The following is a 19355-nucleotide window of genomic DNA, read 5'->3' on the forward strand; positions in this document are numbered from 1 at the left end:
TAAATCGATTCCACATTCGTATGATTCGATTTCAGGCTTTTTAGTGGATATTTTTGGGTGGTCTCGTTCCAACTTTTACATATTTACAAAAGGAATAGTGGTATCTAGCTCCCCTCTGATTCGTTTTACATGGATCTTTTCTCCATTAAGCCATTTATCAAAATCAAAGATAACGGGTCGTTTATCTCCTCCAAGGGCAAACCAGGCACTCCTACTATTCGGGAAATACCCAGCTGTATGCAAGGTTCCCGACCATGCTCCGTATTTTTTTGAGAATACACCTTTACCCGTACCATTCATCAATTGAAAAGCCGTGTTGGCATTTAATACATGATTTTCCTGCCTTTGTATCGCTTGATATCTTTGAAGAGAATCCTCGATACGGTAACGATTCTCATGAGTTAAGATTTCAAAATGATTGGTACAAATATTAGATTGATGGATGATGACTTCTCTCGGAGAGGCTTCGACCACGATGGACTTCCCAGTTTGATCAAGCAGCACATAGCTGAACGAACGACGATGGGGAATTTTTTTTAGAAGTGAAATGGCTTCCTCAACATTGGCACATGTTTCTAACACAATCCGTCCGATCATATTACATATAAATCCGGTATCTGATCTCACACGATTGATCAAATTATATCCCATTGCTAATCCTTTTTCGTTGATCCCATCTGTACGCCCTGTGATTTGCATAGATGGGCCAATCGTTGCATAACCCTGGTCAACTGGTTGATAGAGAACATATCGACCTTCATAAGAGAGGGGATCATTATCATAATTTCGCATGAGAAAATTGGTACCTGTGAAAATCGAACAACCGCTTTTACCATATTCATGATAATAGCCGCCAAATTGAAGGATAGTGTCGTTCATCCTCATTTTTAAGGAATCTGACAAACCGATTAACTCATCCCAAATTCCAGGAGAAAAGGAAAGAATCATTTTTTTAACTTCTTTTTCATCTATCGAATAATTATATTTTATGGATGGCTTGGACCATTGCTTTTCTCGATTTGCGAGAATAAGAGAATCCTTCAGCAGCTCACCTTGTTTATAGCCAAAATCATAATGATTTCCTCGAAACTGAATGACATCGCTGTATACGTTTATCACTATTTTTCCTCCGGTTTCCGTTCAATAAAGAAATTCTACTAGACGAGGGGAGGAAAATCAAAAATATAGTGTGTCTTCACAGATACCGTTTGAAAAAGATCGTTTCAGTGACAACGAAGGGATGGACTACTTGTTTCAAGGTTAGAGTGGCTAGGGGTCAGTTCCACACACTGATATAGATTTAACGTAGCGTGGGACTGACTCAGTTTTTAGGTGTTTTCATTTTTTGAAACGTGAAAAACCATCCATGATTGTAAGCAATTTTTTAATTGTCTATCAATTCGGGAACAGCTCTTATGGTATAATTAAGGTACGGAAAAGAACGAGAGGAATGTAAGCTAATAGCAGAACTAGTTCCGGAAAGCTGGCTTAAGCCTAAAAATGATTTTATCTTCAAATTGATATTTGGCAGTGATAATCAACGCTCCAAAGAACTATTATTAGCTTTTTTAAATGATGTATTAAATGTACCCGAAGGTCAGAGTTTAGTATCTATAGAAATATTAAATCCGATTTTTAATTAGCACGACGTTACCGATAAATATGCCATTTTAGATATTAAAGCAAAATCAGTAGGATATGGTTTTGTGAATGTCGAAATACAATTAACGAACCAGAAAAATATTCATAAGCGGTCTTTGTATTACGGGGCAAAGCTATATGAGGAACAATTAGGTAAGGGTGATGATTATCATCAATTAACAAGAGTTGTAACGATTAATTTATTGAATTTTTTGTTTTTTACTTCTGACTCTTATTTGAGCTGCTATCGGTTATTGGAAGAATATACACATGAGGCGTTTCCAGATTTAATCCAGTTGTACTTTATCGAAATGCCTAAGTTTTCTTTACAAGAGAAGAATAATGCAGTGGATATGAATGATCGTATGGCTAAATGGTTACGCTTTTTAACAAATGAAGATGATTCGAGGTGGGTGGAGATGGCGAAACAGGACCCAATCATTGAAAAGGCGGTGGATATTTTGAAAACGGCTAGTTTAGATCCCCAAACAAGAATTCAGTATGAGGCAAGGGAGAAGGCCTTAAAAGATATAGCTTCCATTCATGGAGATGGAGTACGCGAAGGTAAAAAAGAAGGTAAAAAAGAAATAGCCAAAAAGATGTTAAAAAAGGGTATGGACATCGAGTTAATTGTAGAGATGACAGAGCTTTCTGTGAATGATGTGAAAAGGCTTAAAGATGAGGTAACCAACTAAATACTTATTTATCGGGGAGATTGATTTATTAATGGTCCCTCTTTTGTTATTTCTTGAGAAGTACTTGTCTGTTGACGACACTGTGATTTCTATAATGCAAGAGGATAGATCTAGCGTTTGGTAAAGGACATTAATCCATATATTCTAACTCTTGAAAAGAGGGATCCCATTTTTAAGAAAACATTCCTTTATGATATTTCTCGATTAATTTTATCGGTTCGGTAAAAACCTACCAACTCTGGAATCCTTCTACTAGTGTCATTTACGTGAATGTATGGTATAGTTACTCATGTAGTGATGAACGAAACAAACATGAAATGGTGAGTAGTCGCGGCTCATGTGTACATGAGTTGAGGAAAGTCCAGGCTCGCCCGGTGCTGAGATGCCCGGAGTGTTCGTGCCATCTGTAAAGGTGGGCAGAGAGGAATCTCTGACGGCGGAGAAATTAGCTAAGTCCTTAGGGATAGGCCGAGAGTATCCTGAAAGTGCCACAGTAACGGAGTTCTTCTGGAAACGGAAGAAATGGAACGAGGTAAACCCCTCAAGCGAGCAACCCAAACTTAGGTAGGGGCACCATCCCGTGGGAAATGAACCGAAAGGATGGATCGGTCAAATCGATCGATAGTTATATGACTACACCTGTTTGTGCAAGATTGGCATCGTTATAGCACACAGGAACAGAACCTGGCTTACAGCCATTTCATGGGCCAAATCATCTACATTTTTTAACTTCCTTCAGTAGAAGTCTCCCATTTTAAAAGTTATGAGATGAATGCCAGCTTTTATCAATTTAGTAGGGTTCAAACCTTGACTGAATGAAGTTAAGCCTCCGGCGGATGTCACGGATTTTTTATGGGTAATTTCTCGAGCGAGCTCGAGAAAATCCGGACGCAAATTCTCTCGTAGAATTTGATAATAACATAAGGTATGGATTTCATATACATACCGTGCTAGATGGGGAGTTAGCGGTGCCCTGTTACCCGCAATCCGCTATAGCGGGGTTGAGTGCCTATTTGAGGCTTGAACATGTAAGGTCTGCCTTATAGAAGTGAACGTTGACAATTGGGTCCTGCGCAATGGGAACCTATGAAATTGGTCAGGTCCGGAAGGAAGCAGCCATAAGTAGACTTTTCCATGTGCCGTGGGGTAGCCTAGTTCGAGTTCTCTTTTGTACGTAACGCTTGGTTGTTCCTGTCGAGAATAGGGTGCACGGTTTACATATAATAGGTCGGCATTTCGAATGGTTTTTATTAAACCCATTCGAAATGCCGACCTTTTTGGCTTGGGTAATTTTTAAAAACCTTGTTACGTTCTGATATTAACGTTTTGAATGAGCGATGCTTTGTTGCAAAAATTGCTAATAAATATAGGTCTGGTACAACCCAGTAAAAATAAAAGCGACTCTTTTTTTATTCCAACCCCCAAAAAAATACTTTTTAAATCGAATAGTATAGTGAAAACTAATTTGGAGGTTAGATAATGAAATTAGTTAAAATTGATATCGATGAATTACTAGAATCTACTGCAGATCTAACATTTGAAAATAATAATTTAGTATATAAGCAAATTGAGATTGATCGTCTGCTAGAACAAACTCGCAAATAGAGAAAAAATGATTTTACTTTTAGCATCCAGGTCGTTGATGGGGAATCCAAATCATAAGGCTGAGTTGTTGATAAGCATAGGTTGTACGTTTTACATACTATAGGTCGACATTTCGAATGGTTATTAAAACCGTTTGAAGTGCCGACCTTTTTTTCTTTGGTTTTTTACTTAGACCTTGTTGCTTTTGAGTTTAATGTTTAAATGAGCTATTTTTGTTGAAAATAGCCCGTATTTGTAAGCAGAGAGCTTAAAAACTTATCTTCAACGTAAACTTTTGTTACTATATGCGAAATTATGCTAGATTGTACCAACGGTAGAGTTATGTCATAAGAAGATTCTAAAATAACTTCAAGTATAAACCGTCTTCCACATTCAATTACATATTATTGGATGAATTGGGAATGTTTATTAAAGATAAATACCCCTTGAGAGGACGAATACATTATGGACGATTTAGTAATAGCCCGTTCTTTATTTGGTACGACCATGGCATTTCATATTATTTTTGCAACGATAGGAGTAGGGTTACCCTTTATGATGTTGACCGCTGAGCTGCTTTACCAAAAAACGAAGGATCAAGATTATGTTGTAATGGCTAAGCGTTGGACAAAGGCATTTGCCGTCTTACTTGGAGTGGGGATTCCGACTGGTACGATTGCTGGAACCCAATTATCGTTGCTTTGGCCTGGTTTTATGGAAGTGATCGGTCGGGTCATGCCACTTCCTTTTCAAATTGAAATCTATGCCTTTTTTGTAGAGGCACTTTTTATGTCGATCTATGTATATGCAGCAGAAAGAATTGCGCCTTGGATGAGAATCGCAAGCCTCGTACTAGTCGCTATAGGTGCATTGGCTTCAGCAGTATTGATTACCAATGTCCATGCCTTTCAGGGTACCCCCGCAGGCTTCCGATATGAGAATGGGGAATTTGTAGACATTAATCCTTGGGCTGCTTTTTTTAACCCCAGTTTCTTTGTAACGGCTGGGCATGTTGCGTTGTCTGCCTATGTTGTGGGGGCTTTTGTGGTGTGTTCGGTTGCCGCTTTTAAAATGATGAAACATGAATCTGGATCTAGAATTTATTTGTTTCATCAAAAGGCTTTAAGGCTTAGTTTAGTAGTAGGTTGTATTTTTGCATTTTTAACAGCATTAAATGGACATTCTTCTGCTCAATATTTACATGAATACCAACCAGAGAAGCTAGCTGCTGCAGAGGGATTATTTGAAACACAATCACATGCCCCCCTTGCTATCGGTGGCGTTACAGATCGAGAAACGCAAGAAATAAAAGGGGCCATTGAAATTCCATGGGCACTCAGCTTTCTTGCTGGAAATAGCTTTGATACAGTTGTTGTGGGATTGAATGATTTTCCAGAGGAACTTTGGCCTCCATTATTTATCCATACACTTTTTAACGGAATGGTTATCATTGGTTCATTGCTTATCCTGATCCCGATCCTCGTGTATGCCTGGAGAAAAATACTAAAAAAGATGCATTACCCCAAAATCATGCTTTGGACACTCGTTACGACAGGTCCTTTGGCTGTGCTTGCTATTGAATTTGGATGGATTTTCGCTTGTACCGGTCGCCAGCCATGGGTGATATACAGGATCTTATCAACCGCTGAGTCCGCAACAACTGCGACGAACTTAGGTACATTATTCATCTTGTTTATTTGTGTGTACATTATTTTGGCGTTTGCTGTTGTGTTTGTATTGTTATACTACTTTAGAAAAAACACAGAATTAGATGATATCGAGCGTGCAGAAAAAAAGAATGTCCCTTTATTCAGTTCAAATTCATAGGAGGATTTGTAAATGGCTGATGCTGTTATTGCGATTACCATACTATGGGGGTTTGTCTTTATTTATGCTGTCATGGCAACAATGGATTTCGGTGCTGGCTTTTGGTCGATGATTTACATGAATCGAGAACAAACGAAAGCAACCAATATTGCGAATCGCTATTTATCCCCCACTTGGGAAGTAACGAATACATTCATTGTGGCATTAGTTGTAGCGATCTATAGTCTTTTCCCAACGGCAGCCTATACGCTAGGCACGATACTCATTATTCCAGGTAGTATCATCCTGCTTTTACTTGCATTGCGAAGTGCATTTTTAGTATTTTCAAATATTGCAATTGAATTTAAAAAGCCATTGACGTACATATCAGGAATTACAGGAATCCTCATTCCTGGTCTTTTAATTTGTGTATTGCCAATCACACATGGGGAATTTGTTGATTACGGGAATGGTGCAGCAAATTTAAATTTATATCGGCTTTTTACAAGCTCAAATGTATATGCATTTATTGGCTTTGCCATCAGTAGTACTCTTTTTCTCTCGTCATTATTATTAGCGGATTACTCAAAAGCATCTAATGAAATGAAGGCCTATCAAGTATATCTTCGGGATGGGAAAATATTAGGACCGATAACATTACTCATGGCCTTTCTTATTATGCTTACATTACCAAATGAGGCCCAGTGGTTATACAATCGAATGATGGACGACCTTCCACTTTTACTTCTTTCTGTTGGCTTCTTTTTGATTATAGGGATCGGATTATATGCCCCGTCACCTTTTCAGAAGGGGGTGAAGGGGATGCCAAGACTCTCGGTTATTGCCGTGACGATCCAATACTTAATTGCCAGTTATGTATATGGGAAAGCACATCTGCCTTATATCATCTACCCTGATGTGACCATTCATTCGGCTTTTACAGATCCTAATTCCTTTAGAGCTGTATTTATTACTTATATAATCGGGTTCGCCATTCTCTTTCCTGGCTTTATTTACTTTTGGAGTTTATTTATGAATGATAAACGATATTTACGGCAAAAGCAGTAACGAGTATTTATAACTAATATATGATCTTGGCCTTACGTAACAGATGCTTTATAAAACAAAGACTCCATGAAAGAGCCTAAAATATGCAAGATTTTATCCATTTCTTGTATATTTAGGCTCTTTTTCCATTTATAAAAAGAGAGGAATTTCAGCATGTCCATAGATAGTAAAGGTGTTATAAAAGTTATTAATATCCAAGTCATCAACAAGGAATACAGGTAAATGAAGAAAGTTTTGTCCTTTTTCAATGGCCGTTTCTAAAAATACAAGATTAAATTTCAATATGATGTAGGTTCAAACCATATTTGTAAAAAAGAGCTACAACCTAGTGTTCAATCTATTATTCATATTTTCAAAGCTATATATGGCAAGACCGGTCAGGATCGTCATGCTTAACTCTTTTCTATTTGGGGAAATTCAAAAAAGAGGTGAATCTACTTTGGCATTATTTTTATTATTAAATAGAGAAACGTATTCCGATGAATAAAAAAGTTTTTTTCTCACGTACACTTGTTATTTTTTTGTAACATACCGTAATTGAGTTCCGTGCTAAAATGAAAGAACTATTAATGAATGTTTGATAGAATACTAATTTCATTTAATGATAGGGGGTATCAACGTGAAACGACGAAAAATGGTCATGATCCTTACTTGTCTGCTGGTTGTGATCCTCCTGCCTTTTTTATATTTTTCAGATCTCACGCAAACGTTGCAAGTGAGTGAGAAAGCGCAAGTATCGGGGATGGCAGAAAATCAGCATGATCTTAAGGATCAGACCGAGGAAAAAAAACCTACAACTGAAGAAGAGGTCAAGCAATCAACAGCTGAAGTAACTATTCCTGAATCAGAAGCCGAGATACAGCAATCAAAAGAAGAGGATAATGTCCCTGCAACAGCAGAAGACGAGATACAACTAGCAGCAGAAGAAGAAGAACAGAATGGACAAACGATTACGGAAGGAATAAAAGAAAAGGTTCGGGCCGTTATTAAAGGAACTATCAACTTGTTTAAAAAGGATCTCAGGATTGTCTCTATCGGTGATTCATTAACAGAAGGGATAGGGGATGAAACAGAAAGCGGCGGTTATGTTGGTATCCTTAATCATACGTTTGAAGATAATCAATTAAATATAAGGATTGAAAACTATGGTAAAAAAGGAAATCGTACAGATCAGTTACTGAAACGGCTGGACCAAAAGGAAATTGCCTCCACCATTAAGAAGGCGGACATTGTTTTAATAACGATTGGCGCCAACGATATCATGAAGGTGGTAAAAGACAACTTTTTGAATCTTACCATGGAACCATTTAATCGTGAAATAGACGGGTATCAGGAGAGATTAAGTGCTATTTTTCATAAAATGAAGGAACTAAATCCGGATGTCCATATTTATTTAATTGGGTTTTATAACCCGTTTGAACAGTATTTTGGTAACATCGAGGACTTAGGTGTGATTGCGACCAATTGGAATGAAGCGGGAAAAGCAGTTACAGAAGAATTTGAACATGTCAGCTATATTCCAATAGCAGACCTTTTTGTTCCTTCCGATACCGAACTACTAGCAGATGATCAGTTTCATCCAAATACAGCTGGTTACCACCGAATGGCCCAGCGCATCCTTGAAGAAATGAATGAACTCGAGATCGACACAGACCTAACGATTTCAAATCATTAGGATTTTTTTAAAAAATACACTTTCCTATGAATGCATTTGTTCATTGGCTAAGCTCCGTGTAACTAACCGTGTTGTTACAGGAGCTTAGTCTTTTTTTAGCATCTTGCTCAGCGATATATTAGTCGTTATAGCAGGTTGAGCGCTTAGGCTGTATTCCTGTTAGGGGCAATTTTAGCGCAGTATATAGATAAAAGTGGAGCTGCCCAATCAATTGCTCAAAAAATCTTAGAAAAAACGGGGACGGAAAAACCATTTCCAGTCCTAGTGGCACTATTAATGATTACAGCCATTTTAACGTACGGAGGCGTTAGTTTATTTGTAGTGATATTTGTCCTTATTTCTCTTACTAAACCATTATTTAAACAATTAAATATTGCATGGAACTTAGTAGTCATACCTATTCAGATCGGTTTAGGAACATTTACATGGAACTTCAGTAGAAGAAGCATTGAAAACACATATCATTGGTAACCAATGGTTAGGACGTTTACTTGAGCCTTCAGAAATTGCAGCTACAGCTCTATTCTTAGCTTCGGACGGTGCAGCAGCGATCACGGGCGAAGCACTTTGGAGTTACTGGAGGAGAATAAGCGAAATACTTAAATATAGGCTATATCGCACTAATACCAAAGGCTAGAAAATCATTCTATAATAGCAGTACGGTAAAAACATTTGAAAAGGTTTGGTGAGATCTCATCAGCCCTTTTTTATTTTTTATCAGATAGAAATGAATATTTTTCTCTTAATATCTATTATTAGAATTCGCAAAATCATTTTATGTAATGTAATATATTGTAATTAAATTTTTCTTAGCAGGGAAAAAACGATGGATGTAATAAGGATCGTCTTATTGATGGGCAATACACAGCTGATTTTCTATAGGAATAGAAAGGCATTGTACCTTTTCTGAAAGTTGATAAGGGGCTTACCGAACTTGAGGACGGAGTTCATCTCATCATGAAGTCTATTGACCGTTTGGACGATCTTCTGAATCGGGCAAATGAACGCAACACGTTCGGTGCGAAAATGCGCTTATTGATTAAGGAAGCCAATCCTACTGGTATCAAAAAAATTGTTCAGCAACAGTTTGATATTGTGAACCAAATCGAAGCGGCGCGGCTTATTCCGATTATCGAACCGGAAGTGGATATTAATAGCACGGAATAGGCCGAGTCGGAAAGATCCCAATATTTTAGGAGCCTTATTGACTCGAATACTAAGATGGGATATAATTTATACTTAATTAAAGATATCTTATATCGAGGTATTTTGTAATTCTTATTCTTTTAATAGAGGAGTGATGTAATCATGGTTATTTTATATACAACTCCAAGTTGTACTTCCTGTCGTAAAGCAAAGGTGTGGCTGAAGGAGAATCAAATCGATTTTGTAGAAAGAGAGATGCTATCCCAACCACTTACAGTTGAAGAAGTTAAAGAAATACTTCGTATGACAGATGATGGTACAGATGAGATTATTTCTTTTAAGTCTCAAGCATTTAAAAAACTCAATGTTGACTTGGAATCACTTCAACTAGAGGAGTTTTATAAGATTATTAAAGATAATCCTTCTTTGTTAAGAAGACCTATAATCAAAGATGAAAAAAGAATGAACGTTGGATTTAACGAAGAGGAGATACGCAGCTTTTTGCCTCGTAAACTCCGAACGGTTTTATCATATTAAAAAATTAACCAATGACTGATTGATTAAAAATTATAGTAAAAATTTTTCGGTTAAAGCGAAAGATACTTAGCCGATATTTAGATTTAGTAGGAGAAATAATTATGGATAAAAACATTAAAATCTATGAAACTGACACCATAAAAATTTTTTGGCAACCTAAAGTTTGTGAACATGCTGCAGAATGTGTGAAGGGGCTACCAAAAGTATTTGATGTAAACAAAAGACCTTGGATTTCTCCAGAAAATGCAATGCCTCAAGAAATGATGGATGTTATCAATCGCTGTCCAAGTAAAGCTCTTACCTATGAAAATAAGAATAAAACTAAGGAGAGAAGGAAATGAGTGAAATTAAGTTTGGGAACAATGAATTTTATATTGAAGAATCGGGAGAAGTAATTGCAAGAATACAATTTATCCCTAGTGGTACCGATGTTTCTGGAAGAGACTTAATTATTGTGAATCATACCGTCGTCTATCCGGGGCACAATGGGAAGGGATTAGGAAAAAAATTAGTAGATAGACTTGCAGAATATGCAAGGAATGAGAAAAAATATATCATTCCTGTATGCCCCTATGCTAAGAATGTACTAGAGAGCAGTGTGAAATATAAAGATGTAATGGCAAATTAATATAAATATAATTTTATTGATTTTTTCACTAGATTCATAAAGTAATAGTAACGAAAGGAATTGAGTCAATCGAGAAAAACACAGACCATACAAAACACTTGGGGAAAAATTATCTTTACCTCCATTCCTAGAGCCCAAACGTGCAGAAATAGAAAAATTAGTACGCCCTATTGATACAGTGAGAAGTCCAAGGGAATTTATTAAAGAATAAAAGGAAAAATTAATATAAAAAATAAAAAATAGAAGGGGTTTTTAACAATGGTAGATTTAGGAATATTACTTATAAGAATTATGATTGGAATTGTTTTTATCTTTTATGGAACACAAAAATTATTCGGATGGTTCGGAGGATATGGGATAAAAGGAACTGGTGGCTGGTTTGAGTCCATTGGTATTAAACCAGGGAATCTAGTTGCAGCTTTTAGTGGCATTGCTGAGTTAGTTGCTGGCATTCTATTCATTCTAGGTATTTTATTACCACTTGGAGCAGTGCTCATTACGATGATTATGCTTGGAGCTATCGTAAAAGTACACGGTGCGAAAGGTTTTGCAAATACAGCAGGTGGTTATGAATACAATTTAATGCTTATTGTTGTTTCTATTGGATTAGCTTTAATAGGTCCAGGAATTTACTCACTTTAATGTTGGAATGTAGGGACAGCGTTCCACAAACGAGTTAACATGCATAAATATTAAGTCAATTTGTTTCGTGAGCAACTGTATTCATCAGATGTCCAATTAACGAATGAAGAAATTCAAGAGATAGATCGTATTTTCCAACAGTTAGTTTGAAAGAGAAAAGAGGGGGAAAAAGATGATTAAAAGTTTAGAACGTATTAATCAATTAGCGAAAAAACAGCGTGAAGAAGGACTAACAAAAAGTGAGCGGGTTGAACAGCAAGAGTTACGTAAAGATTATTTGCACGAAATTCGTGGACAAATCCTCAGAACCATTTCAAATGTTACTGTAGTTGACCCACTAGGGAATGATGTGACACCCCAAAAAATTCGAATGAGAAGAGAAACGGCGTTGGGACAAGAATAAAAGAGGTAATAGGGATAATAGAACGAAAAAACACAGTTTGTTAATTTTTTGAATAACAATCATTAATAACTAGGAATATCTAATAATAAAAAGATAAATTTAATCTTAAAACAGAGAACATATATAGAAATAAAAACTTTTTCCGTACAAGACATGTAACTAAAAGTCTTGTACGGAATCTTTTTTTGCAAAATTATCTTCTAATCTTACTTCTTGATTTTTTTCAATACATTGTTGTGTTCAATAGGTTAAAGGGGATTTAGTATAGAACCATTAGCTTTAGGTATAAGGTTCTTTAATAATCGTGCGCTTTAGTGAATAAGCATATATTAGAGCATTTTATTCAATTTTAAAGGTCGCGTTTCTTTAAAAATGCGTCTGTTTTCATTAAAGAACCAAATTATTGAGGGAATATCCTGAAATTGTGAATCTCTTTTAAAACTAGGAAAAAGAGTTTCAAAGCTGTTCGTATGACGCACTAATTTGCGCCATACTACTATTGTGTTTGCTCGTTTTATCGCACTCTCATGGCAGAATATCTACGTACACTAGGTGACCTGTTTTTAGAATTATGTGACGAATTAAATGTATTTTGGCTGTCGCTCTACATCAGTTAATCGAGATTTTTTAAGATGTATTAAAAGATTCAAACAAGACAATAAAAAAATTAATTCAAAGTCAACTTGAGCATTGGGTGGGCTACCATCTAACATAGATCAAGTCTTATTTGCCAATTTCACTCTGCGAAAGTTGAGATTATTACAATAGAATATTTATTAAGCGATTGTTTGCTAAATTTGTATCGATTGGACACTGAGTTACCTTTCGACTGTATTGCCAAGCCCAAACGTTTCCACCACAATTAGGGGTCTTCGGTTTATAGTTTGGGGGATTCCGAGGACCACTAGGTTCTAACTCTGGCTCAGCACTCCATAGTATATTTTGTATTTTTACCTTTTCATTTTCTTTTGCTGCATTACAAAACGCTTTATTAAAATCACCCACAACTGGATCATTATCAATACCACTTTTATAACCACTTGTAAACATTGCTTCCGTCCAACCTTGAATCCATTCATCATCAACTTGAAAAAATCGTTCAACATTCGCAAATAATGGAACACCTTTTGATATTCCGAGCTTAAATACCAAAGTGAAGGAATTCCAATAGAATGCCACGTAACCCCAATATAAACTTCAATTTCTCACCCAATCCATTTTATCAATCTATAATACCGACATGATAACAGCATATATTGGCAGGGAAATTAATATTATTTACCTAGTAATCACAAATTTGGAGTTTTTTCGGGGCATTTGATAAATGAAATAGTGGGGGGCTTGAAAATGTTTATTCACATCGTTCAGCCAGGTGAATCTTTATTCTCAATAAGTAGAAGGTATGATTCTTCTATTGATCAGATACGTAGTACCAATGGTTTAACAGAGTTGAATGTGGTTCCAGGTCTGGCTCTTCTTATTCCACTTTATATATATACGGTTCAGCCGGGCGACACGCTCATTAGTATTGCAAGTAAAGCGTTTGTTCCTTTAGAGCAATTAAGGGCAGCTAATCCCTTAATAAACCCGGATTCATTACAAGCAGGGATGAAACTAACGATTCCCAATATATCGAATTACCTTGCATCTACACTGAGTTTTTACGTTGTTAGAACTCCGGAATTGGACCAGAGTTTGATCAGAGATTTTGCCCCTTATAGTACATCTATATCGATTTTTGAATACCACATTGCTGGTAATGGGGATATCGCTAACACCTTAAATGACTTGACTGCTATTCAAACAACTTGGAATTTTCGGGTAAGACCGCTTGCGACGATTACCAATTTGACACCTGAGGGATTTAGTCCCGAACTGGTTCATCAAGTATTAAATAATCCGACAGCAAGGACAAATCTGGTTAATAATATCACTTATTTAGTAACTAATAAGGGGTATGGCGGGGTTAATATAGACTTTGAACGTGTCTTGGCTGAGGATAGAGATCTGTTTACAGGTTTTTTACGCGAATTGAGCGATCGTTTACGACCATTAGGACGGACGCTAACCATTGCTGTTCCCGCAAAAACAAGCGAAGAAATTCCTTGGCTAAAGGGATATGATTACGGAGGAATCGGATCAGTAGTGGACTTTATGTTTATCATGGCTTATGACTTTCACCATGCAGGGAGCGAACCAGGACCTGTAGCTCCTATTACAGACGTACGAAGAACAGTTGAATTTGCCATAAGATTTGTTCCTCGTAGGAAAATTATTATTGGTGTGCCTTTATACGGATATGATTGGATAATTCCACATAGACCAGGGACAGCTGCACCAGCTATATCAAACCAGAGCGCTATTGAAACAGCAATAAGGTACCAGTCGCCTATACAATATTCAGAAGAATATAAATCTCCATTCTTTCGGTATAGAGATCAGGAAGGACAATTACGTGAGGTTTGGTTCGAAGACGTCAGAAGTATGAGTGAAAAAATGATATTAATTCGAGAGTATGCTTTAGATGGGATAGGCGCATGGCAGTTAACACTAGGATTTACGCCAGGACCTTGGCTTTTGACAAAGTTTTTTACCATAAGAAAGGTATAATAAATCAATCATCTCTTAACAATCATTAAATTTTCTATTTGGACACATCTTCATAAGACGTCTAAAACGCTTATTTGGTAATAGAGTAAAACCTTATTGGTAAAATAACTTAATCCCTGTTAAATTACGCCTTCATAATGACTCATATCGTTGTAAATTCGCATTTTTCCAGTCTGTGCCCCCTTAATGTTATTCTTCCACAATCGGGTGCATTCGTAAATTATTTTATTCCTAGCTTCTTCATAATTAATATATAAATAAAATATAAAAATATGATTTATTTGTATTTTGTTTGAAGATGGATAAGGAGCTTCTCTTACCTAAAGTCATAATTTTGCTCATGGTCTTTTTCTTTTACTGTTTTATAGTATTTTAATTAAAGTTGAAAAAACCTATTATATCAGTAGTTTATAAGTAATTTTCTTCTAGTTTATAATTTGTTAAATGGGCGGAATGATGTAATTCATGTTCCTTGAAACCTTTAAAAATAGGTTTCTGATATGGTATACTCTAAAAATTAACTTAACGGTAACATAAGAGTAATATAGTTATGAAAAAGAATCAAAAGCTGAGGCTTTCTATGTGTTCTTTGAACTTTTGGAAAGCCTCTTTTTTCATTTCTTTTGTATCATGCAATTGAACATTTTTCGCCGTAACTGCATCTTTGTGCCTAATTAAAATATTTAGCTTTTCACTGTTATTTTTAAGACATTTAATGATGATAAAAAATTTTAATCTCGTATTATGCAGTGTTAATCGGATAAAGTTTTCCGTTTATAGCGAAAGATATTTTACCGGTCTCCTCTGACACTACAAGAACCAGGGCATCACTTTGTTCTGTTAAGCCTAATGCAGCACGATGACGAGTGCCTAGTTTCCGCTCACTTATTACTTTAGTCGTAAGAGGAAGGACATTGGCAGCAGAAATGATTTGATTACCACGAATGAGTACAGCTCCATCGTGAAGAGGATTTCCGAGAAAAAAGATGGTCTCTAATAAGGATGGAGTTAAAATTGCTTTAATAGGTGTTCCTTTTTGTATTAAAGAATCAAGGGGGTCACATCGTTCCACTACAATTAATGCACCATAATGCCGTTTAGACAGCCATTGGACTGACGTAGATAGATCTTCAAATTTATCTGTATAAGCTGATAAATAACAGTTTAAATAAAAGGATGAAGCGACTGACTCCATTTTAATAAATTTTTCCTTTATCGACTCTAGATTACCTAAAAGACAATAGTTTTCATTGCCAAGTACCTCCAAACTATGTTGAAGTCCGTTTATAATTTCATTTATTTTTATTGAAAATTGTTGTTTCATTGGTGAAAAATCACAATTAGCATTATTCATGTATAAACACCTACTTTATTATTATAAATCAATTATAAAACAGGGGGATATCCCCCTATCGAGAATTTTCTTTAAAGTGTTATCTAATAATATTAAATTCTTCCAATATCATTTCTTCTGTTTGAGGCATTGTTAGACCTAAATGCCAACAGCCTGTTCCCACTAAGCCATATTCTTTAACAAGGTTGAATTTAGCTAACAGACTTCGAGGGTCCTCAAACCAAACTTCATGTAAAATTCCATCTCGATCTTTATATCGGAACCAAGGGGATGATGCTACTGGATCATAATGAACTTGGCTTTCATTTTTGATATATAAATCGATGGCATGTTGGGTAGAGTATGCAACTCCTGATTTTTTTTCGCCAGAAATTTTCCAGTCATATGCGTATTGAGGGATTCCAAGTAATAGTTTAGATTTTGGAACAACGGTTACCGCATAATCTAAAGTTTTGCGAACCTCATTAATAGGGGCAATGGGACCAGATGGACCACCAGGCCAATGCCAGTTATAAGTCATTAAGAACATTTTATCCACATATTTACCAAGAGTTTGGTAGTCATACCCGTCATAGTATGAAGGAGCATGATCTCCTTTTTTGGGAGGTACGGCAATCAAAACTTCCATCCCAATAGGGTGGAGTCTAGCTGCCAATTCTTTCATAAATTGATTAAAATGATTTCGATCCTTTGGTTGAACCTGTTCAAAGTCGATAACAATCCCTTTATAATCATGGCTGTCTAATAAGGTATAAATGTTATGAATTAAATTTTTTCTAACTGATTTTTGACTAAGCAAATGATGGGCAAGATCAGGATCATAGCCCTTATCACTAGTATTAGTCAATGTAGCGTAAGGTAATAAATCATTTTTCCAGGCAATTAGATTTGACTCATTTTCATTCAATTCTTTTATATTTCCTTGTTCATCGGGACGATAATCAAAAATGAACAAACCAGATAGTGTATTTTTATAATGATTGATCATCCAAGTATTCGTTTCTGTCTTACTTGGAACAAAATAAGTCCCTGTCCAAATATTCTGTTTAGGAGGATGGGGGATCGTTAATTTTTGACCTGGATAAATGACATTCGTTTTTAAACGATTTTGCGCAATGATTGTTTCCATGCGAATGGCGTGACGGCTGGCAATCTTCCATATGGTATCACCCGGTTGGACGATATAAGTTGAACCAGGAACTAAAATGGATTGTCCCAAAACTAATTTTGATTGTGGGGTAAGATCATTTAATTGAGCGATATGCTCCAAATCCATTTTGTACTGAATGGAAATGTTGTAAAGATTATCTTTTGATTTTACCTCGTGGATCACTTGAGCTTTTACATTAATCGGTATGATTGATAGGATGCAAAATACTGATAATATGAACGTTATTTTTTTGAGCATTTCCTGTCCTCCGATAAATAGTATTTGTGATCTTAGTCTTCTGGTCTTGGTCCTGGAGTAAGTCCAGAATTTTCTACGGTCATGATTGGGCGTACCGTTATATCACCTTTTACATAAATTTGGCATGATAGCCGTAAATAATCTTCAAACAATTCATATTCAATATCTTTATTGTCAAAGGCTGTTTGTTCCTTTTCTGTCAACACGCAATAATCTCCACCTAAAATCTCTACTCTGCAAGTTGTACACTTTGCGTGGCCGCCACATTGATGGAGAATATGAATTCCATTATCTTCTAACGCTAAAACAAGTTTTTTACCCGTCTCTACTTCAAACGTTCCTTTACCTAATACAGTTACGTAAGGCATTTTACTCCTCCTAATGAAATGAGAATCAATGATAATCTTATATTGAACATTAAATGGGAAATCATTCTTACTGTTAGAATCAAATGAAAAAATAGTAGAAAACAAATGGATTGACTATATGAAAAAACTAGTAAGATTCTCTTGAATCAAAGATTTTTCCGTACATGGGCTTAAGGGGGCTGGAACCGTCCACCATATTGCTTGGATAGCAAAAGATGAGGAAGATCATCAAAGATGGAGAGCTCTTTTGCAAGATAAAGGTTATCAGCCTACAGACATTCTGGATCGACATTATTTTAAGGCGATTTATTTTCCTGAAGAAGGCGGAATTCTATTGGAAATTACGACTGTCCACCTGGTTTTTATAGTCGATGAGCCAATAAATGAACTAGTTCAGCATCTCATGTTGCCTTCATGGTTTGAGTAAAAACGAGAAGAATTAAGGTTGTGTGTTAGAAGGAGATCAATGATGAAACATATTTATAAAAAAGGAAAGAACTCAGAAAAAATAACTTTACTATTGCAACATGGTATAGGGGGAATGAATTAGACTACTGCCACTTGCTCGGATGAATGATGATGTCCATATATTTGACTTTTATAACCAATTTGAAAAGTATTTTGGTAACATCGAGGACTTAGGAGCAGTGGCAGCATTAAAAAGTTATCTTTAGGTACTCTAAAATCGAAGATAATGGGGAACTTGACAAACTTAAAATGACTGAGCATTTAACTAACCGCCGCTTATTGGCAGTATAAGGAAAATCTCTCTTGTAAACTTTCTATGATTTCTTTTGGTACTTCCCTAAACTTGATATCCTCACCTAGGAAGAGGAGCCAATTTGTTATATCGGTCAATTCTTCGGGAATATTAATATTGATAAAAGTCTTTAGAATGCCTGTGGCTTGGTAAGGATTCGTATAGGAAATCGAAAACTTTAAAGGATGGTATTTTTTGAACTGAGCAATTGCCTTTGGTCCCAATTCAATGACAAGGTTGAATACTTCTTCCTGCTTACTTTGTTTTTCTAAAACCTTTTTCTTTGTTACTCTTTGTTTCGTGGGGTATGGTTTTACATCAGTGAGGTTGTCGACAGGAAAAATTTTCCTCTTTTCTTCCTTTAAGTCAAATCCATCAATTTGCCATAGGTTTTTTTCTCGATAAAGGTGCAAGAGATAAATAGGAAAAGACTTTATTACCTTCCCTTCTTTGATGGTAATCAATAAATGTCGATCCAAAAGAAGAAGTTGGATGAGATTTTCTAACATAGGGTGAGGGAGGTCTGACAGGTCAAGTAAATCAGGATTATTGGGGTTAGTCCCTTCGAAAAGCAAGATTCCATTTAATAAAACTAGGGTCTCTTGTTGGTTTTCTGGGATTAGACCAAGTAATTTTTCCGCTAAAGATTGTCGACTTTTTAGATAGGGAAGTTGTTGATTTCTTGAAGCCATAAAGGCAATAAAAAGCGCTTTAACTTCATTATTAGTGAAGTGAATAGATGGCAGTACAGAGTTGTTCATGACAGAATAACCCCCGTCTCTTCCAACTTCAGCTTCAAGTGGCATCCCCATCGCTTCAATTTCTCTGATATCCCTAATAGCAGTCGAACGAGAGATGTTAAATTCCCGCATAATTTCAGTAATTGTAAAGTAGGAGCGGTTGTTGATATACCGCATGATGGTATTAATCCGTTCAACTTTTTTCATTGGGACCTCCTAAACAGTGTCATCTTTTGACATGATTCAATGCTATTATAAACCCTGTGAGTAATAAAACAAATGTTTTGTTG

18 protein-coding genes, 2 other RNA genes and 5 pseudogenes are annotated in these 19355 nt (G+C 36.1%); 19 read left to right on the top strand and 6 right to left on the bottom strand.

The genetic code is table 11. The features are described from left to right. Positions 1 to 75: 75 nt before the first annotated feature. Positions 76 to 1119, bottom strand: coding sequence for a C45 family autoproteolytic acyltransferase/hydolase (locus Q5760_RS11115; RefSeq protein WP_428912234.1), 1044 nt, complete (start codon positions 1117 to 1119; stop codon positions 76 to 78). A gap of 341 nt (positions 1120 to 1460) precedes the next feature. On the opposite strand from Q5760_RS11115, the pseudogene Q5760_RS11120 reads away from it, so the two are divergent. The 17 genes and pseudogenes from Q5760_RS11120 to Q5760_RS11200 all read left to right on the top strand — a co-directional run. Continuing rightward, a pseudogene (locus tag Q5760_RS11120) lies at positions 1461 to 2336 on the top strand (Rpn family recombination-promoting nuclease/putative transposase). Between the two features lie 316 nt (positions 2337 to 2652). Further along, an RNA gene (gene rnpB, locus Q5760_RS11125) (RNase P RNA component class B) lies at positions 2653 to 3033 on the top strand. A gap of 248 nt (positions 3034 to 3281) precedes the next feature. After that, an RNA gene (ffs, locus tag Q5760_RS11130) (signal recognition particle sRNA large type) lies at positions 3282 to 3549 on the top strand. Positions 3550 to 3815: 266 nt separating this feature from the next. Then, a complete protein-coding gene (locus Q5760_RS11135) occupies positions 3816 to 3941 on the top strand; it encodes a hypothetical protein (RefSeq protein WP_428912235.1) in 126 nt (41 codons plus the stop codon). A gap of 444 nt (positions 3942 to 4385) precedes the next feature. Beyond that, positions 4386 to 5747, top strand: a complete 1362-nt coding sequence (locus tag Q5760_RS11140) for a cytochrome ubiquinol oxidase subunit I (RefSeq protein WP_428912236.1) — start codon at positions 4386 to 4388, stop codon at positions 5745 to 5747. Between the two features lie 12 nt (positions 5748 to 5759). Continuing rightward, the gene (locus tag Q5760_RS11145; protein WP_428912237.1) at positions 5760 to 6794 is read left to right on the top strand and encodes a cytochrome d ubiquinol oxidase subunit II; all 1035 of its coding nucleotides are present in this window, start codon (positions 5760 to 5762) and stop codon (positions 6792 to 6794) included. Between the two features lie 619 nt (positions 6795 to 7413). Beyond that, entirely contained in the window at positions 7414 to 8469 is a 1056-nt protein-coding gene (locus Q5760_RS11150; RefSeq protein WP_428912238.1) for an SGNH/GDSL hydrolase family protein, read from the top strand. 156 nt (positions 8470 to 8625) lie between these two features. Next, positions 8626 to 8940 (top strand): hypothetical protein, encoded by a 315-nt coding sequence (locus Q5760_RS11155; RefSeq protein WP_428912549.1) that lies wholly within the window; start codon positions 8626 to 8628, stop codon positions 8938 to 8940. Beyond that, on the top strand, positions 8918 to 9106 hold the full coding sequence (locus Q5760_RS11160) for an SDR family oxidoreductase (protein ID WP_428912239.1): 189 nt from the start codon (positions 8918 to 8920) through the stop codon (positions 9104 to 9106). Before Q5760_RS11155 ends, Q5760_RS11160 begins: the two co-directional genes overlap by 23 nt. 203 nt (positions 9107 to 9309) lie before the next feature. Next, positions 9310 to 9633 (top strand): annotated as a pseudogene (locus Q5760_RS11165) (fructose bisphosphate aldolase); the annotation flags it as partial. Between the two features lie 144 nt (positions 9634 to 9777). Continuing rightward, entirely contained in the window at positions 9778 to 10152 is a 375-nt protein-coding gene (gene spxA / locus Q5760_RS11170) for a transcriptional regulator SpxA (protein WP_428912240.1), read from the top strand. A gap of 101 nt (positions 10153 to 10253) precedes the next feature. Next, positions 10254 to 10493: a (4Fe-4S)-binding protein gene (locus Q5760_RS11175; RefSeq protein WP_428912241.1), complete on the top strand. Its 240-nt coding sequence runs from the start codon at positions 10254 to 10256 to the stop codon at positions 10491 to 10493. Beyond that, on the top strand, positions 10490 to 10780 hold the full coding sequence (locus tag Q5760_RS11180; protein ID WP_428912242.1) for a GNAT family N-acetyltransferase: 291 nt from the start codon (positions 10490 to 10492) through the stop codon (positions 10778 to 10780). The genes Q5760_RS11175 and Q5760_RS11180 overlap by 4 nt, the downstream gene beginning before the upstream one ends. Before the next feature lie 88 nt (positions 10781 to 10868). Continuing rightward, positions 10869 to 10991 (top strand): annotated as a pseudogene (locus Q5760_RS11185) (ring-cleaving dioxygenase); the annotation flags it as partial. Between the two features lie 47 nt (positions 10992 to 11038). Further along, positions 11039 to 11422, top strand: coding sequence for a DoxX family protein (locus Q5760_RS11190; RefSeq protein WP_428912243.1), 384 nt, complete (start codon positions 11039 to 11041; stop codon positions 11420 to 11422). 172 nt (positions 11423 to 11594) lie between these two features. Beyond that, positions 11595 to 11825, top strand: a complete 231-nt coding sequence (locus Q5760_RS11195; protein ID WP_428912244.1) for a DUF896 domain-containing protein — start codon at positions 11595 to 11597, stop codon at positions 11823 to 11825. A gap of 445 nt (positions 11826 to 12270) precedes the next feature. Further along, positions 12271 to 12540 (top strand): annotated as a pseudogene (locus Q5760_RS11200) (IS4 family transposase); the annotation flags it as partial. Positions 12541 to 12584: 44 nt separating this feature from the next. On the opposite strand, the gene Q5760_RS11205 reads toward Q5760_RS11200, so the two are convergent. Beyond that, positions 12585 to 13004, bottom strand: a complete 420-nt coding sequence (locus Q5760_RS11205) for a hypothetical protein (RefSeq protein WP_428912245.1) — start codon at positions 13002 to 13004, stop codon at positions 12585 to 12587. A 168-nt stretch (positions 13005 to 13172) separates the two neighbouring features. On the opposite strand from Q5760_RS11205, the gene Q5760_RS11210 reads away from it, so the two are divergent. Next, complete coding sequence (locus Q5760_RS11210; RefSeq protein ID WP_428912246.1) at positions 13173 to 14435, top strand: glycosyl hydrolase family 18 protein; 1263 nt, start codon at positions 13173 to 13175, stop codon at positions 14433 to 14435. A 742-nt stretch (positions 14436 to 15177) separates the two neighbouring features. On the opposite strand, the gene cdaS is transcribed toward Q5760_RS11210, so the two are convergent. The 3 genes from cdaS to Q5760_RS11225 form a co-directional block, all read right to left on the bottom strand. After that, positions 15178 to 15789 (bottom strand): sporulation-specific diadenylate cyclase CdaS, encoded by a 612-nt coding sequence (gene cdaS / locus Q5760_RS11215; protein ID WP_428912247.1) that lies wholly within the window; start codon positions 15787 to 15789, stop codon positions 15178 to 15180. Between the two features lie 79 nt (positions 15790 to 15868). Continuing rightward, positions 15869 to 17197 (bottom strand): glycosyl hydrolase family 18 protein, encoded by a 1329-nt coding sequence (locus Q5760_RS11220; RefSeq protein ID WP_428912248.1) that lies wholly within the window; start codon positions 17195 to 17197, stop codon positions 15869 to 15871. 32 nt (positions 17198 to 17229) lie between these two features. Next, the gene (locus Q5760_RS11225) at positions 17230 to 17565 is read right to left on the bottom strand and encodes a 2Fe-2S iron-sulfur cluster-binding protein (RefSeq protein WP_428912249.1); all 336 of its coding nucleotides are present in this window, start codon (positions 17563 to 17565) and stop codon (positions 17230 to 17232) included. A 166-nt stretch (positions 17566 to 17731) separates the two neighbouring features. Here Q5760_RS11225 and Q5760_RS11230 point away from each other — a divergent pair. Then, positions 17732 to 17989: pseudogene (locus tag Q5760_RS11230) on the top strand (VOC family protein); the annotation flags it as partial. Positions 17990 to 18309: 320 nt separating this feature from the next. Here the strand turns inward: Q5760_RS11230 and Q5760_RS11235 are convergent. Beyond that, positions 18310 to 19272, bottom strand: coding sequence for a helix-turn-helix transcriptional regulator (locus Q5760_RS11235; protein WP_428912250.1), 963 nt, complete (start codon positions 19270 to 19272; stop codon positions 18310 to 18312). Positions 19273 to 19355: the final 83 nt, after the last annotated feature.

Origin of the sequence: Niallia sp. Kr1 (assembly GCF_050389805.1) — a bacterium.
Classification (GTDB): Bacteria; Bacillota; Bacilli; order Bacillales; family Cytobacillaceae; genus Bacillus_BD.

What these genes read in the sequence shown, in the direction of transcription:
- Q5760_RS11135 (WP_428912235.1), top strand. Translation starts at nt 3,816, where the DNA reads ATGAAATTAGTTAAAATTGATATCGATGAATTACTAGAATCTACTGCA.
- Q5760_RS11140 (WP_428912236.1), top strand. Translation starts at nt 4,386, where the DNA reads ATGGACGATTTAGTAATAGCCCGTTCTTTATTTGGTACGACCATGGCA.
- Q5760_RS11145 (WP_428912237.1), top strand. Translation starts at nt 5,760, where the DNA reads ATGGCTGATGCTGTTATTGCGATTACCATACTATGGGGGTTTGTCTTT.
- spxA (WP_428912240.1), top strand. Translation starts at nt 9,778, where the DNA reads ATGGTTATTTTATATACAACTCCAAGTTGTACTTCCTGTCGTAAAGCA.
- Q5760_RS11175 (WP_428912241.1), top strand. Translation starts at nt 10,254, where the DNA reads ATGGATAAAAACATTAAAATCTATGAAACTGACACCATAAAAATTTTT.
- Q5760_RS11180 (WP_428912242.1), top strand. Translation starts at nt 10,490, where the DNA reads ATGAGTGAAATTAAGTTTGGGAACAATGAATTTTATATTGAAGAATCG.
- Q5760_RS11190 (WP_428912243.1), top strand. Translation starts at nt 11,039, where the DNA reads ATGGTAGATTTAGGAATATTACTTATAAGAATTATGATTGGAATTGTT.
- Q5760_RS11195 (WP_428912244.1), top strand. Translation starts at nt 11,595, where the DNA reads ATGATTAAAAGTTTAGAACGTATTAATCAATTAGCGAAAAAACAGCGT.
- Q5760_RS11210 (WP_428912246.1), top strand. Translation starts at nt 13,173, where the DNA reads ATGTTTATTCACATCGTTCAGCCAGGTGAATCTTTATTCTCAATAAGT.
- cdaS (WP_428912247.1), bottom strand. Translation starts at nt 15,789, where the DNA reads ATGAATAATGCTAATTGTGATTTTTCACCAATGAAACAACAATTTTCA.
- Q5760_RS11220 (WP_428912248.1), bottom strand. Translation starts at nt 17,197, where the DNA reads ATGCTCAAAAAAATAACGTTCATATTATCAGTATTTTGCATCCTATCA.
- Q5760_RS11225 (WP_428912249.1), bottom strand. Translation starts at nt 17,565, where the DNA reads ATGCCTTACGTAACTGTATTAGGTAAAGGAACGTTTGAAGTAGAGACG.
- Q5760_RS11235 (WP_428912250.1), bottom strand. Translation starts at nt 19,272, where the DNA reads ATGAAAAAAGTTGAACGGATTAATACCATCATGCGGTATATCAACAAC.